The organism is Saccharothrix sp. S26, from assembly GCF_021390395.1.
Taxonomy (GTDB): Bacteria; Actinomycetota; Actinomycetes; order Mycobacteriales; family Pseudonocardiaceae; genus Actinosynnema.
The window spans coordinates 16,530-31,106 of the sequence record NZ_JAJUWT010000036.1 but is presented as its reverse complement, the minus strand read 5'-3'; the positions used below and the strand labels follow the sequence as shown (position 1 = coordinate 31,106).

General features: G+C 72.1%; 16 protein-coding genes. 7 read left to right on the top strand and 9 right to left on the bottom strand.

All coding sequences use genetic code 11. The features are described from left to right. The first annotated feature begins 62 nt into the window (after window positions 1-62). Window positions 63-320, top strand: coding sequence for a hypothetical protein (locus tag LZG04_RS39675; protein ID WP_233827110.1), 258 nt, complete (start codon window positions 63-65; stop codon window positions 318-320). Window positions 321-324: 4 nt separating this feature from the next. Here the strand turns inward: LZG04_RS39675 and LZG04_RS39670 are convergent, their stop codons facing one another. Further along, a complete protein-coding gene (locus LZG04_RS39670) occupies window positions 325-774 on the bottom strand; it encodes an SgcJ/EcaC family oxidoreductase (RefSeq protein WP_233827109.1) in 450 nt (149 codons plus the stop codon). 86 nt (window positions 775-860) lie between these two features. Between LZG04_RS39670 and LZG04_RS39665 the strand changes: the two genes are divergently transcribed. Together LZG04_RS39665 and LZG04_RS39660 are read left to right on the top strand one after the other, a co-directional pair. Beyond that, a complete protein-coding gene (locus tag LZG04_RS39665; RefSeq protein ID WP_233827108.1) occupies window positions 861-1,340 on the top strand; it encodes a MarR family winged helix-turn-helix transcriptional regulator in 480 nt (159 codons plus the stop codon). 43 nt (window positions 1,341-1,383) lie between these two features. Further along, window positions 1,384-2,142 (top strand): class I SAM-dependent methyltransferase, encoded by a 759-nt coding sequence (locus LZG04_RS39660; RefSeq protein WP_233827107.1) that lies wholly within the window; start codon window positions 1,384-1,386, stop codon window positions 2,140-2,142. On the opposite strand, the gene LZG04_RS39655 is transcribed toward LZG04_RS39660, so the two are convergent. From LZG04_RS39655 to LZG04_RS39620, 8 genes are all read right to left on the bottom strand, one after another. Then, window positions 2,127-3,443 carry a jacalin-like lectin gene (locus LZG04_RS39655; RefSeq protein WP_233827106.1) on the bottom strand — a complete coding sequence of 439 codons (1,317 nt, stop codon included), beginning with the start codon at window positions 3,441-3,443 and terminating at the stop codon, window positions 2,127-2,129. The two genes, LZG04_RS39660 and LZG04_RS39655, sit on opposite strands and share 16 nt — an antisense overlap. 57 nt (window positions 3,444-3,500) lie before the next feature. After that, entirely contained in the window at window positions 3,501-3,869 is a 369-nt protein-coding gene (locus tag LZG04_RS39650; RefSeq protein WP_233827105.1) for a MerR family transcriptional regulator, read from the bottom strand. Between the two features lie 22 nt (window positions 3,870-3,891). Next, window positions 3,892-4,605: an SDR family NAD(P)-dependent oxidoreductase gene (locus LZG04_RS39645; RefSeq protein ID WP_233827104.1), complete on the bottom strand. Its 714-nt coding sequence runs from the start codon at window positions 4,603-4,605 to the stop codon at window positions 3,892-3,894. A gap of 35 nt (window positions 4,606-4,640) precedes the next feature. After that, a complete protein-coding gene (locus tag LZG04_RS39640) occupies window positions 4,641-5,147 on the bottom strand; it encodes a hypothetical protein (RefSeq protein WP_233827103.1) in 507 nt (168 codons plus the stop codon). Between the two features lie 85 nt (window positions 5,148-5,232). Next, complete coding sequence (locus LZG04_RS39635; RefSeq protein WP_233827102.1) at window positions 5,233-5,712, bottom strand: hypothetical protein; 480 nt, start codon at window positions 5,710-5,712, stop codon at window positions 5,233-5,235. Between the two features lie 215 nt (window positions 5,713-5,927). Beyond that, window positions 5,928-7,064, bottom strand: a complete 1,137-nt coding sequence (locus LZG04_RS39630; RefSeq protein ID WP_233827101.1) for a hypothetical protein — start codon at window positions 7,062-7,064, stop codon at window positions 5,928-5,930. Next, on the bottom strand, window positions 7,058-8,314 hold the full coding sequence (locus LZG04_RS39625; protein ID WP_233827100.1) for a glucarate dehydratase family protein: 1,257 nt from the start codon (window positions 8,312-8,314) through the stop codon (window positions 7,058-7,060). Before LZG04_RS39625 ends, LZG04_RS39630 begins: the two co-directional genes overlap by 7 nt. After that, on the bottom strand, window positions 8,311-9,213 hold the full coding sequence (locus LZG04_RS39620) for a 5-dehydro-4-deoxyglucarate dehydratase (RefSeq protein ID WP_233827099.1): 903 nt from the start codon (window positions 9,211-9,213) through the stop codon (window positions 8,311-8,313). Before LZG04_RS39620 ends, LZG04_RS39625 begins: the two co-directional genes overlap by 4 nt. A 739-nt stretch (window positions 9,214-9,952) precedes the next feature. On the opposite strand from LZG04_RS39620, the gene LZG04_RS39615 reads away from it, so the two are divergent. From LZG04_RS39615 to LZG04_RS39600, 4 genes are all read left to right on the top strand, one after another. After that, window positions 9,953-10,735, top strand: coding sequence for an IclR family transcriptional regulator (locus LZG04_RS39615; RefSeq protein WP_233827098.1), 783 nt, complete (start codon window positions 9,953-9,955; stop codon window positions 10,733-10,735). A gap of 25 nt (window positions 10,736-10,760) precedes the next feature. Then, complete coding sequence (locus LZG04_RS39610; RefSeq protein WP_308199676.1) at window positions 10,761-11,582, top strand: NAD(P)-dependent oxidoreductase; 822 nt, start codon at window positions 10,761-10,763, stop codon at window positions 11,580-11,582. Continuing rightward, window positions 11,579-13,075: an aldehyde dehydrogenase (NADP(+)) gene (locus LZG04_RS39605; protein WP_233827097.1), complete on the top strand. Its 1,497-nt coding sequence runs from the start codon at window positions 11,579-11,581 to the stop codon at window positions 13,073-13,075. The genes LZG04_RS39610 and LZG04_RS39605 overlap by 4 nt, the downstream gene beginning before the upstream one ends. Before the next feature lie 699 nt (window positions 13,076-13,774). Next, window positions 13,775-14,512, top strand: a complete 738-nt coding sequence (locus tag LZG04_RS39600) for a GntR family transcriptional regulator (RefSeq protein ID WP_233827096.1) — start codon at window positions 13,775-13,777, stop codon at window positions 14,510-14,512. Window positions 14,513-14,577 lie beyond the last annotated feature (65 nt).

The following is a 14,577-nucleotide window of genomic DNA, read 5'->3' as shown; positions in this document are numbered from 1 at the left end:
TACGTACGAGATAGTCGTCCCGAATTCGGAGAGTATACAACCAAGTGCGAGGAGTGAGTGCAATGGGGTCGCGTTTCCACCAGCTGAGCCTGATCGAGTCGTCGCCCGCGAAGGTCGCGCTGTTCCGGCTGATCGCCCGCGAACTCGTGGACGGGACGGAGGACCTGCACGCGTGGACGGTGCGCAAGCTGGACGAGCACCAGTGCGACCTGGGGCTCTACGTCGGCGAGACCGGGGTGATCGTGGCGGACGAGGACCAGGTCGAGGCCGACCTGTGGCTGGCGTGGGACGGCGCGGCGGCGTTCGCGACGGCCGAGTAGCGCGTCACCTGTGCGCCGTCGGCACCAGACCGGGCGCGACCTTGAAGGAGATGGCCTCCATGAGCGGCTTGCGCTTGGTGTTGTGGAACGCGGCGATCCGCCAGCGGCCGTCGGCTTCTCGAACCAGGAGGTAGGTCTGGACCTTGCTCAGCTTCGCGGGCCGGCGGCCCTTGTAGGTGTCGCCCCGCCCGGTGACCACGGCGGTGCCGGGGCCGGTGAAGCGGACGTCGAGCACCTCGTCGGCGAGCCGCGTGCCCCTGAGGAACTTGGCCCACAGCGTCCGGTGGCTCTCCACGATGTCGTGGCGGCCCCGGTAGCAGGTGCCGACGTAGGTGACGTAGGTGGCGTCCTCGGTGAACAGCGCGCCGTAGGCGTCGGCGTCGTGCCCGGCCCACGCTTCCACCAACTGCCCGATGACCTCGACGACGGCGGCCCGGTCGTCCCGTGACTGCATGATCCCTCCCGATAGCTATACTGACGAAGACGTTGCGTGGGTGCAATATCTGCACACATGCAGATATTAGGGAGAGGTCGGTCGCGATGGCAAGTGAGTCGCCGCAGGAACGTCACGTGGTCTTCCGGCGGTACCTCGACGCGGTCGGGCTGCACGGCATGGCGGGAGCGGAGGCGGCCGGGCTGCACGCGTCGGAGTGGTACGCGTTGAGCCTGATCAGCCTGGAGGGGCCGCTGACCTCGGGCGAGCTCTCCGCCCGCACCGGCCTGACCACCGGTGCGACGACGCGGCTGGTCGACCGCCTGGAGCGGGCGGGGTACGTCCGGCGCGTCGCGGACCCGGCCGACCGGCGCAAGGTCCTGATCGAGCCGGTCGCCGACGCGTTGTCCCGCATCGGGGACGTCGTGGCCCCCGCGCGCCGCCGGCTCGCCGAGGTTCTGGCCCATTACAGCCCGCAGGAGCAGGACGTCCTGTTCGACTACTTCGCCCGCGCCGCACCCGCTTACCGCGAGGCGACGCGGGAGATCCGTGAGGCCACGGCACGCGCGCGCAAGGCCGGCGAGTGAAATCCGGTGTCGTCGTCGGCGTCGCTGTAGCAGGTTGGGCGGCATGACGTTCGAGGACCTGGTGGCCGAAGGCGCGGCCGTGCCCGTCGAGGGGTGGGACTTCTCCTGGTTTTCCGGCCGGGCGACCGAGCAGCGGCCGTCGTGGGGCTACGCGAAGCTCCTCGCCGACCGGATGTCGAGGGCCGAGGCGGCGCTCGACGTGCAGACCGGCGGCGGCGAGGTGCTGGCGACGATCCCGCAGCCGCCGCCCGTGCTGGCCGCCACCGAGTCGTGGCCGCCGAACCTGGAGGTCGCGCGCCGCACCCTGGCCCCGCTGGGCGCGCGGGTGGTGCACGCCGAGGACGACGGGCCGCTGCCGTTCCCCGACGCCTCGTTCGACCTGGTGGTCAGCAGGCACCCGGTCACCACGCGCTGGGACGAGGTGGGCCGGGTGCTGAAGCCGGGCGGCACCTACCTGTCGCAGCAGGTCGGCATGGGCACCTTGCGGGAGCTGACCGACTTCATGATGGGCCCGCAGCCGGTCAGCGACGCGCGCGGCACCGACCGGGCCGTCGCCGGGTTGGCGGCGGCCGGCCTGACCGTCGTGGACCTGCGGTCGGAGTCGTTGCGGGTGGAGTTCTTCGACGTCGGGGCGGTGGTGCACTTCCTGCGCAAGGTGCTGTGGACGGTGCCCGGCTTCACCGTCGAGGCGTACCGCGACCGGCTGCGGGCGATGCACGAGCACATCGGGCGGGAGGGGTCGTTCGTGGCGAGTTCGGAGCGCTTCCTGGTCGAGGCGCGGAAGGGTCAGCTCCGGGTGTAGATCAGCCCGAGCTGGTCGACCTCCGAGCCGGAACGCCCGGTGAAGCCCGCGATGTGCCAGCCCGCCGGTGCGGTGGACGTGATCGCGTCGGCGGTGGGCGTGCCCGCGGAGATCGTGCGGCCGAGGTTGGTCGTGAGGTGGGCGGAGAAGATCCGGGTGCGGCCGTCGCGTTGGCCACGGGTCAGCGTGGCGGCCGTGAGGTGTTCGCCCGGCTGGAGGGTGAGCGTCGTCGGGGTGCCGCCCGTGCCGCCGTGGGTGCGGGTGGTGCCGTCGGCGAGCGTGACGCCGACCCGGTCGAGCCGTGCGCCGCCGCTGAGGGTGATCGAGCTGACCGCCGTGCCGGGGCGGACGGCGTCGACGTCGGTGAACGGGGTGCCACCGGTGCCGCCGAACGGGTCGGTCAGGCGCAGGTGGTCGGCGAGCCGCCAGGTGAAGCCCACGGCGTGCGGGTAGTGGTCGGACAGCGGTTCCCCGTCGGGGTCGAGGAACGCCGCGTGGTCGTTGCGGTAGGTGGTGGCGGTGAGGTCGATGAAGGCGTTGTCGCGGTAGAAGACCTTGTCGACCACCTCGCACGACGTGGTGACGTTCTGCGGGTCGCACACCAGCGCGGGCGCGCCCGCCGCCGGTTCCACGCCGCCCCGGACCAGCTCGACCCAGGCGTCGGTGAGGCCGTTGGGGTGGACCAGGTCGCGGATGTTGTCACCCGTGCGGGTGTACCGGGTGTTGGTGTCGCCCATGATGATCACGGCGTTGCCCGCCGAGTTCCGGGTGACGTACTGGGACAGCTGGGTGATGTTGGCGCGGCGCGCGGCCAGGTCGGCGTCCGTGCTGCCGGCGTTGGCGTGGACGTTGTAGAGGTCCACGTGCACGCCCTCGGCCAGGCGCAGGCGGGCGAACGTGAAGCCCTTGGGGGTCAGGCAGTCCGTGCCGTTGCACTGGTTCCACTTCACCCGCGTGAAGTCGCTGTACGGGTAGGCGGACAGCGTGTTGAGGCCGTCACCGAACGGCACTCCCCCGCTGGTCGGCGTGCGGTGCGGGTGGTTGTCGGCGGCGTAGAGGGCGGCGTGGTAGTTGAAGTCCTCTTGGACGTTCACCACGGCGTAGTCGCGGATGCGCGCGCCGATGAGCGGGGTGTTCTCCGCCGGGTTCGACCCCGACAGCGGTTCGGGCAGGCCGGCGACGTTGTAGGTCAGCACGGAGAACTGGCCCGTGACGTCGGCGGAAGCGGGCGCGGCGGTCAGGGCGGTGGTGGTCGCCGTCGCGAGCACGGCGGCGAGCAGCAGGCCGAGGTGTCGTCTCACGTCACCGGAGTGTGGCGGCTGCGACCGGCCCGCCGGAACGGGTGACGCGAAAGTTTCTCAGGTATTCACCCGGACGGCCCGCCGCGCCCGCCGCACGCCCGCCGCGAGGTGGTCGCGCACCTCGGTCAGCGCCCGGATCCGGTCGTCCAGCACCGCGAGCCTGCGTTCGGCGACCGCGACCAGCTCCGGTGCCGGCTCCGCGTTGGCCACGTCACCGTGCAGGCAGTGCCGGAAGTGGGTGACGTCCTCCAGCGTGAGGCCGTGGTCGAGCAGGTAGCGGATGGCGTGCACGCGGGCGACCGCGTCCGGGCCGTACACGCGGTAGCCGTTGGGCGCGCGGTCGGAGTCGAGCAGCCCTTGCTCCTCGTAGAACCGCAACGCCCGCGTCGAAGTACCGGTGGCCCTGGCCAACTCGCCGATCCGCACCCCTCGAACGTAGTACGCGGCCTCACCCGACCAGCGCGCCGCCGTCCACGGGCAGCACCACGCCGGTCGTGTACGCGGCTTCCGGGCGGGCGAGCTGGACCACCCAGAACGCGACCTCCTCCGGCTGCCCCACCCGCCCCAGCGGCACGTGGGCGACCAAGGCGTCACGCAGGGCGGCGGCCTCCTCGGGACCACGGTCCCGGTGCTCGTGCATGGGCGTGGCGATCGGGCCGGGCGCGACGGCCACCACCCGCACGCCGTGCGGCGCGTACTGCACGGCCCAGCTGCGGGTCAGGGAGTCCAACGCCGACTTCAGGGCCGCGTACAGCTCACCACCGGGCAGCGGCCAGCCGCGCTGACCGATGGCCGTGCTGACGTTGACCACGACGCCGCGGGACTGCTTGAGGTGCGGCAGGGCGGCTTCGACCAGGCGGGCGGGGGCGAACAGGTTCGTGACGGCCATCGAGTCGCCGGACCGGACGGCGGCGTTGTTGACCAGCACGTCGATCCGGCCGAACTCCGCCACGGCGGCGTCGACCACCCGGTGCGCGTCGGTGACGTCGCCGGTGAGGGTGCGGGTGCGGGGGTGGTCGGCGGCGGTCTCGGCCAGCGTCGCGGCGGTGCGCCCGACAGCGAGCACGGACGCGCCCTGCGCGGCGAACGCGCGGGCCGTGGCGCGACCGATGCCCGTGCCGGCACCCGTCACGACCACTGCTTTCCCGGTGAAGATCGTCATGGGGGCGAACGTAGGGCTTGACGTCCGCGTGAAGGTCAAGGCGCTTCTTCGCGGGCCTCCACGGTGATGCGGCGTGAGCCGAGGGGCGCGTCGAGCGTGACGTTGAGCGGGACGTTGCGGATGTCCGCGGTGCAGACGGTGGCCTTGTACTTGGTGGTGACCAGGGTGATCAGCACCTGGTCGCCGGACTGGGCGGTGATCTCGGCGCGGACGCGGTCGCAGCCGCCCTCGCTGCCGATGACGCGGATCGTGCGGCCGTCGGCCGACGTCCACGCCTGTTCCTGGAAGCCGAGCGCGCCGCTGTCGACCTGGGTGGGCGGGACCTCGGTCTGCCCGCCTTCCAGCGGTGCGGCGCTGATCGGGGGCGGAGGCGTCGGTTGCGACTCGCTGGGGGATGACAACGTTGTCGGGGCAGGCGACGACCCGATGGTGGTGGCCGAGGACGACTGGCTGCCGAACGGGGCGTTGGCGTTGCTGCCGGTGGTGCACCCGGCGAGCGCGAGGAGCGCGAGGACGGCGGCGGCGACGTTGACGGGTCTCATGGTTGCAGGACGGTAGTCGGGGCGGTGGAGGTTGCAAGGGCGGTGCCCGACCGACCGGGGGCAGGTCGGCCGGGCACCCGAGGGGTTACTTCTGGTCCTGGCGGGTGGTCAGCACGACCGTGCGGTCGCCGAGCGGCGCGTCCAGCTTCGCGGTCAGCGGCGGGTAGCGGATGTCCATCGTGCAGACCTGCTGGTCCAGCGGCGTGGTCTCGACCAGCACCACCTTCACCACCTGGGCGTTCTGCTCGGCGATCTCGACGCTGGCCTTGCCGCAGCCCGCTTCCTGGGCGATGACACCGAGCACGCTGCCGTCGCCCTCGGTCCACGTGGTGGTGGGGTTGCCCTCCGGGACGCTGCTCGCGTCGATCCGGTCCTTGGGCACTTCCTGGCCACCCGGCGGCACGGCGCTCTCGAACTCCGGCTCCTGGGTGGTGGGCGAGGTCGGTTCAGCCGACGTGGTCAACGTCGGTCCGCTGTTGCCCGGACCGACGGGCGTGGACGTTGCGCAGGCGGCGAGCACGACCAGCAGCACACCCGCGCCGATCGCGGTTCCTAGGCTTCTCATGCCCCAAGGACGGACCCCACCCCACCCGGGGTTGCCCACCCTTCTTCACAGTTACCCGTTCAGGTGACCGCGAGAGTCCTACGTTCACCGCGCGAGAGTCCTACGTTCGCGACCCCCGAATTCAACACTCGACCGACCGCGCGGTATGCCGAGTGTTGAACTCGAGGGGTCTGAACGTAGGACTCTCGCGGCGTGAACGTAGGACTCTCGCGGGGTTAGGGGTTGGTGAGAGAGGTGACGGCGTGGCGGAGGGCGGCGAGGCGGGTCGGGGAGGCCAGGCCCGCGTGGTACAGGTGGAACTCCTCGACGCCGGCCTCGCGGTAGGCCAGCCACTCCTTCAGCAGCTCGTCGCCGTCGGCCGGCTTCGGCGGCAGGGCCAGCACGTAGGCGGCCATGCGCACGTCGGCCTCCGAGCGCAGGGCGCGGATCGCGGGCAGTGACGCGTCCACGCCCGGCCAGCACGTCACGGTCAGCACGTCGACGTCGGCGTCGACGCCCCCGGCCACCGTGGCGAACGGTCCGGTGCCCCACGGGTCGGCCGTCGCGTGCGCCACGATCCGCGTGGACGGCGACGTCGACCTGATCAAGCCCACGAGCTCCCGCCGAAGCGAACGGGAGATGCCGGTCCGCACCTCACGGACGGACTCGACACGCTCCCCGAGGGCTTCCTCCACGCTGGTGACAGCGTTGTCGACCCCGGCCCGCACCAGCGCGCGCAGCCCTTCCGGGTCGTCATAACGCCGCACGCATGCACCGCAGAAGCACAGCGACAGCAGCTTCTGCTGCACGGCCGACCAGTCCGCCCCGTCGGTCTTCTCGTGGTGCCCGCCGTGGAAGAACCCGAGCGGCCCGCACGCCTCCAGCACGATCCCGTCCGGCCGACCCAGCTCCAGCACCTCGGACACCAGCGTCCGGGTGTACTCGACCACGTCGTCGTTCGACGGGCACAACGCGTACGGGTACACGTCCCCGAAAGCGTTACGCACCGCCACGTCCGGGTGAGCGTCACCGAGCCGGCTGCTGTGCGTCAGCACGGTCCACGCGTACACCGGCAGCCCGGCGGCCCGCAACGCGGCCGAAGCCTCGCCGTACGGGTCGTCACCGTCCATCCAGGACGGTTGCGCGGGCACCAGCCGCTTGTCCCGCCACACCTCCTCCCGAACCGGCAGGTAGAACGCCGCGTGCCGCGCGTCCACCATCCGGTGCGACGGGTGCAACGGCGTCGCGGCCCGCACGGTGTGGTACGACGAGGCCAAAGCGACCGCGTCCACACCCAGCGACGCGATCCGGTCGACGGCCGCGGGGTCGCCGACGACATCCCAGGGGTAAACGTGCGCGACGGTGGTCACCACCGGGGGCGTTTCCTCTCGTAAGACGGGTCGTGCTGCTGCATGTAACCGGTGTCGTCGCGCTGCACGAGGCCGCACGTCCGGTAGTTCTCGGCGAGCCGGGCCAGCGCGTCGCGGTCCAGCTCCACCCCCAGCCCCGGCGCGGTCGGCACGGGCACCGCGCCGTCCACGAACGTGAACGGCGTGGTGATCACGTCGTCGGCCGAGTTCCACGGGTAGTGCGTGTCGCACGCGTAGTTCAGGTTCGGCGTGGCCGCGGCCAGGTGGGTCATCGCGGCCAGGCTGATGCCCAGGTGCGAGTTGGAGTGCATGGACAGGCCGATGCCGAACGTCCGGCAGATCGCGGCCAGCTCCTTGGACCGCGACAGGCCGCCCCAGTAGTGGTGGTCGGACAGGATGACCTGCACCGCGTCCACCTCCACCGCCCGGGCGATGTGCTCGAACGCGATCACGCACATGTTCGTCGCCAACGGCATGGGCGCGCGGGCGGCGACCTCGGCCATCCCGTCGATGCCCGGCGCGGGGTCCTCCAGGTACTCGACCACCCCGTCGAGCTCCTCGGCGACCTTCAGCGACGTCTCCGGCGTCCACGCCGCGTTCGGGTCCAGCCGCAGCGGGTGGTCGGGGAACGCCTCGCGCAGCGCGTGGACCGCCTCGACCTCCTGCTCGGGCGGGTACACGCCGCCCTTGAGCTTGATCGAGCCGAACCCGTGCCGCTCGACGAGCACCCGGGCCTGCTCCACGACGCCCGCCGGGTCGAGTGCCTCGCCGAACTCGTCCGGCTCCGCGCCGGGGTGCCCGGCCCACTTGTAGAACAGGTACGCGCTGTACGGCACGGTGTCGCGCACCGCACCGCCGAGCAGGTCGCTCACCGGCCGGCCGAGCGCCTTGCCGCGGATGTCCCAGCACGCCACCTCGAACGGCGAGAACACGCGGTCCACAGTGGACTCGACGGTCAACGGCCCGGTGAGCCCGTGCCGGTCCGACCCGGCCTCGCCGCCCAACGCCGTCGCGATCCGGGCGTGCATCTCGTTCAGCGCGTGCACGTCCAGGCCCACCAGCGCGGGCGCGGCCGTGCGCATCCGGTTCAGGTGGCCGATGTCGCCGTAGCTCTCGCCGAGGCCCGAGACCCCCTCGTCGGTGTGCACCTCCACGATGGTGCGCAGGGCCCACGGCTCGTGCACGCCGACCGAGTTGAGCAGCGGCGGGTCGCGGAAGGCGACGGGGGTGATGGTGATGTCGGTGATCCTCATGCGGTGAGGCCCCGACCGGCGGCGACGATCTTCTCCAGCTCGGCCACGTGTTCCGGCGTCGGGTCCAGCAGCGGCGCGCGGACGCCGCCGACGTCGAGCCCGGTGGCCCGCACCGCCGCCTTCACCAGTGACACGGCGTAGCCGGGCACCCGGTCGCGCAACTCGACCAGGGGCTTGTAGAACTCCAACAGGTACCGGTTGACCAACGCGTCGTCACCGCTGTGCACGGCGTGGTAGAAGCCGAGGGAGATCTCGGGCGCGAAGCAGAACACCGCCGACGAGTACAGGTCGACGCCGATGCCCCGGTACGCGGGCACGGTCAGCTCCGCGGTCGGCAGGCCGTTGAAGAACTGGAACGGCTTCTCCACCGCCGAGCGCACCGCGAGCACGATGCGGTGCAGCAGGTCGATGTCGCCGAGCCCGTCCTTGAACCCGACCACGGTCGGCAGCGACGCGACCTCCACCGCCGTCTCCGGCGTGAAGATCGCGTTGTTGCGCTGGTAGACGATCAGCGCCAGGTCCGACGCGGCCGCCACCTCGGTCACGTACCGCACCAGGCCCTTGGCCGGGTTGGACACCAGGTACGGCGGCAGCAGCAGCAGACCGTCCGCGCCGACCCCTTGAACGGCACGGGCGATCCGCTTGGCCGTCGGCAGGGGGCCGCCGACGCCCGCGAACACCGGCACCCGCCCGGCCGTCGCCTCGACCGCGACGGCCACCGCGCGTTCGACCTCCGACGGCTCCAACGCGTGGAACTCGCCGGTGCCGCAGGCGACGAACACGCCGCCCGCGCCCGCCGCCACCCCTCGTTTCACGTGCTCGGCCAGCACGTCCTCCGCGAGCGCGCCGTCGGCGTCGAACGGCGTCACCGGGAAGAACAGCACCCCATCGAGTTGCATACCCAGACCTTCATCCCTTGATCGCTCCGGTGGTGATCCCACGCAGGAAGGACTTGTGCGTCTCCTCGCGCGGCAGCGCGCAGGCGGCGAGCGCACTGGCGGCGAAGTGGAGCAGCAGGGGCACCATCGGCGCTGATGAGCGAGTCCCCGCCGACGTGGCAGTGGTTCGGGTGCGGTTCCGCGGGGCGGCCTCGTCGTCGAGACCGCCCCGCGGCGCGGGCTGCGACGGCACCGCCGCCACTGGCCGTCGCACCCCCGTCTCTGGCCGTGCCGACCGGTGCCACCGGGTCACCCTGGGCGAATGGATCGTTCAAGTCCAGGACTTGCGCAACCCCGGCCGCGGGCGGGAGTCCACCGGTTCGGCGTAGCACCCCGCCGCGGCGGGGCATGTCGGGACGCACGGCCGTGCGCCCGGAGACTTGGTGTAGACCTGGGACGACCCCGTCGCGCGGCAGGTCCGGGCCGCGGGCGGCGCGTGGCGGCGCACCGGCGCGTTCGGCGACGCTCACCATGACGGGTACCCGCAGGTCGAGCGCGTGGCACGACCCGCGGCGGTCACCGCGGCGAGGGCCGAGGCGCACCGGCGGGTGGGTGTCATGGACGGCGACTCCTCTTCACGGCCATACTGTTCATATATATGAATCAGGGTCGTACTTGTGAACGTGTTGGGCGGACTGTAAGAATCGGCGCAGCGACGTGTCAAGTGCGTGTTGCCGGAACGTTTCCCGTGGAGGACTTGGTGACTGGACCCGCGTCACCCGCTCGGCCGAACGCGGTCAAGTCGGCCGATCGGACTGTGGAACTGCTCGAAGTGCTGTCGGCGTCGGACCGCCCGCTGACCCTGACCGAACTGCACCGCGAGCTGAGCTACCCGAAGTCGAGCCTCTACATGCTCTTGCAGACGCTCGTCGCCCGGGGCTGGGTGGAGCTCGACCCCACCCGCGGCACGTACGGCATCGGCGTGCGCGCCCTGCTCGTCGGCACGTCGTACCTCGACCACGACCCGGTGGTGCAGGTCGCCATCCGGGTGATGGAGCAGGTGCGCCGCGAGATCAACGAGACGGTCCACCTGGCCCGCCTCGACGGCGCGGACGTGGTCTACCTGGCCAGCCGCGAGTCCGAGCACCACCTGCGCGTGGTGTCCCGCGTCGGCAGGCGGCTGCCCGCGCACTCGACGTCGCTGGGCAAGGCGCTGCTGGCCGCACGCACGCCCGCCGAGGTCGACGCGATCCTTCCCGCCCGGCTGACGCCGTTGACCCCGAACACGGTCATCGAGCGCCCGGCGCTGCACGCGCAGCTCGCGGGGTTCCGCGCCGCCGGGTACGCACACGAGCGCGAGGAGAACACGCCCGGCCTGGGCTGCTTCGCCGTCGCCCTGCCCTACCGCAACCCCGTGCTCGACGCGATGAGCTGCTCGGTGCCGCTGGGCCGGCTCGACCCCGACCACGAGCGCCAGGTCGTCGAAGCGCTGCTGCACGCGGCCCGCACGATCACCGAACTGCTGCGCCAGTTCGGCCGCTGATTCCGTTTTCGCGAAAGGGCTCGATGTGACCGCACGAATCCTGATCACCGGCGCCGCCGGCATAGTCGGCACGCTCATGCGCACCCGACTGGCCGCGCCGGACCGGACCCTGCGCCTGCTCGACATCGCCCCGCTGCCGGCGGCCGCCGACGGCGAGCGCGTCGAGCTGGTCACGGCCTCGGTGACCGACCAGGCCGCGATGGACGAGGCGTGCGCGGGAGTGGACGCGGTGATCCACCTCGGCGGGCACAGCCTCGAGCGGCCGTGGGCGGAGATCCTCGACGTCAACATCAACGGCACGCACGTGGTGCTGGAGGCGGCGCGGCGGGCCGGGGTGCCGCGGGTGGTGCTGGCCAGCTCCAACCACGCCGTCGGGTACTACGAGCGCTCCGCCGGCGAGGCGGGCGACTACCTGTTCCCCAAGCCGGACACGTACTACGGCGTGAGCAAGGTGGCGTTGGAGGCGTTGGGCAGCCTCTACGCGTCGCGGTACGGGATGGACGTGATCGCGGTCCGGATCGGGTCGTGCTTCGAGAAGCCGCGTGACGCGCGGATGCTGTCGACGTGGCTGTCGCCGGACGACGGCGCGCGGCTGTTCGAGGCGTGCCTGTCCGCGCCGTCGCCCGGTTTCCGGGTGGTGTGGGGCGTTTCGGACAACACGCGCCGGTGGTTCTCGCTCAGCGAGGCCGAGGCGTTGGGGTACAAGTCCGAGGACGACTCCGAGGTGTTCGCGTCGGAGGTGCTCGCGGGCGGTTCGCCGGATCCCGGCTCGCCGGCCATGACGTACCTGGGTGGCGCGTGGTGCACGCCCGAGTTCGACACCGCGGTGAAGGAGGCCGGTCGATGAGCGACGGCGTGCAGGGGTACGACCCGCGGACCGGTGAGCCGGTCGGCGAGGCGGTGCCGGAGACGTCGGCGGTGTCGGTCGACGAGCTGGCCCGTGCGGGTGAGGCGGCGTTCCCGGCCTGGTCGTCGTTGCCGGCGGTCGAGCGGGCTTCGGTGCTGGACGCCGTGGCGGACGCGCTGGACGCCTCGTCGGAGACGCTGGTGGCGTTGGCCGACGCGGAGACGGCGTTGGGCCTGCCGCGGTTGACGACGGAGCTGAAGCGGACCACGAACCAGCTGCGGCTGTTCGGGGACGTGCTGCGGGAGGGCAGTTACGTCGAGGCGACGTTGGACTCGGCGAACCCCGACATCATCCCGCCGCGACCGGTTTTGCGGCGCATGCTCCGTCCACTCGGGACGGTCGGGGTGTTCGCGGCGTCGAACTTCCCGTTCGCGTTCTCGGTGGCGGGCGGCGACACGGCCTCCGCGCTGGCCGCCGGCTGCCCGGTGATCGTGAAGGCGCACCCCTCGCACCCGCGGACCTCGCACGAGACCGCGCGGGTCGTGGCGTCGGTCGTGCCGGCGGGCGTGTTCGGCATCGTGCACGGGCAGGAGGCCGGCGTGGCGCTGGTCAAGCACCCCGCGGTCAAGGCGGTGGGCTTCACCGGCTCCACCGCGGGCGGCCGGGCCCTGTTCGACCTGGCCAACGCCCGCCCCGACCCGATCCCGTTCTACGGCGAGCTGGGCAGCGTCAACCCGACCGTGGTCCTGCCCGACGCCGCCGCCGCGCGCCCGGAGGGTTTCGCGGCCGAGTTCGTCGGCTCCCTGACCCTCGGCGTGGGCCAGTTCTGCACCAACCCCGGCCTGCTGTTCGCGCCGGACTCCCTCGTGCCCGCCCTCGCCGACGCCGTCTCGTCCGCCGCGGGCGGCCCGATGCTGAACGAGCGCATGTGCGACTCGTACCGCTCGGGCACCGACGGCCTGGCCGCGTCGGGCCTGGCCGCGCTGGTCGCCGAGGGCACCGCGCCCACCGAGGGCTGGAGCGTCCCCCCGCGCCTGTTCCAGGTGCCGCTGGCGACGTTCGCGGACAACCTCGAGAAGCTGACCGAGGAGCACTTCGGCCCGGCCGCGATCGTGGTCACCTACACCGATCCCGCCGAGCTGGACGCCGTCCTGCCGCGACTGCCCGGCACGCTCACCGGCACCGTGCACGCCGCCGAGTCCGAGCACGAGCCCGCCGGCCGCGTCGCGGAGGCGCTGCGCCCGGTGGTGGGGCGGCTGATCTTCAACGGCTGGCCGACGGGCGTCGCCGTGGCGTGGGGCATGCACCACGGCGGCCCGTGGCCGGCGACCACCAATCCGCTCCACACGTCCGTGGGCTCCACCTCCATCCGCCGCTGGCTGGCCCCGGTCACGTACCAGTCGTGGCCGGACGCCCTGCTGCCCGCCGAACTGCGCGAGGGCAACCCACTGGGCATCCCGCGGCGGGTGGACGGGGTGCTCGGCGTCCACTGAGCGCCCGGCAGCCCGCTGAGCGCCCGGCAGCCCGCCGGGCGCCCGGCAGCCCGTTGAGCGCCCGGCGGATCGCTGAGCCCTGGCGGCGTGGTCCACGGTGCCCGGCCCGATCTGCGGGCTGCGATTCGCAGTCCACGGGCCGGTCCGCGATCGGCGCTGCGGGGCCTGATCCTGCGGTCCGCGGTTTCCGGCCGAGTCTGCGATTACCGGCCGGGTCCGCAGTCTGCCGCCTGCGGCCCGGTCCACGGGCACCAAGCACGCGGCACCAAGCACCGGGCACCGTCTCCGGTTCTGGCCCGGTTTGCGGTCCCGGCCCGGTCTGCGGCCGCGGTGCAGCGGTCCCGGGTTCAGGGGCCGGTTCGCGATCCGGGCGGCGGTGCGCGGTTCGGGTCGGCGTGCCGATCCCTGCCCGACCCCGAGCCGTCGCCGGCTCGTGGCGGTCGGGGTTGGGGCAGGGGTGGTTGCTCGGGTCTCCTCTTCGTTTCAACCGACGTTCGAGGCGATTGGTAACAGCGTTTCGGTTGATACCCGAGTTCAGATTCACCCGTTAGTGAATACCGACGCACCTGTGACCTGCGACTTTAATACGTCCCCGCCTTTCCCGCCGTTGCTTTGCCGGGTGGGTCAGATCGCCTTTTGCATACGAAAATCTGTATGCTCAAGTCCGGGCATTTCCGACACCCGCCCGAGGAGGCGACCGTGAGCCAGCCCAACGCGCCGCTGATCGGCGCGGGGACCACCCGTCGCGCGACCCGCGAGTCGCTGAGCAGCGCCGCCGCCCGCAAGGTCGAGCGCCCGGCCCCGCTGCGGCAGGCGGTCTACGAGGCCCTGCTCGACCTCATCGTGAACCGCACCCTCAAGCCCGGCCAGCACCTCGTCGAGGTCGAGCTCGCCGAGCACCTGGGCGTGAGCCGCCAGCCGGTGCGCGAGGCGTTGCAGCGCTTGCAGACCGAGGGCTGGGTCGACCTCCGCCCGGCACAGGGCGCGTTCGTGCACACGCCCACCGACGAAGAGGCCGACCAGCTCCTGGCCGTGCGCAACGTCCTGGAGACGTACTCCGCCCGGCTCGCCGCCGAGCACGCCACGGAAGAGGACGTCGAGCAGCTGCGGAAGTTGCAGGGCGAGGGCGTCGCCGCGCTCAAGGCGAAGGACGCGGAGCGGGTCGTGGCCGCCAACGCCGCGCTGCACTCGTTCATCACCCGGCTGTCGGGCAACACCGTGCTGGCCGAGATGATCGCCACGGTCGACCGCCGCGTCCGCTGGTACTACGCGCCGCTCGCGCTGACCCGGGGCAAGGACGCCTGGACCGAGCACGCCGAGATCATCGACGCCATCGTCGAGGGCCGGCCCGACGAGGCGGCCCGGCTGATGGACGCGCACACCGAACGCACGCGTGCCGCCTACCACGAGCACTTGGACGCCACGCGGGTGAAGTGATCGGGACCGGCCCGGCGATGCGCGGGTCAGGTCCAGGCTCGGCTTCACCCCGATGAACGCGAGGA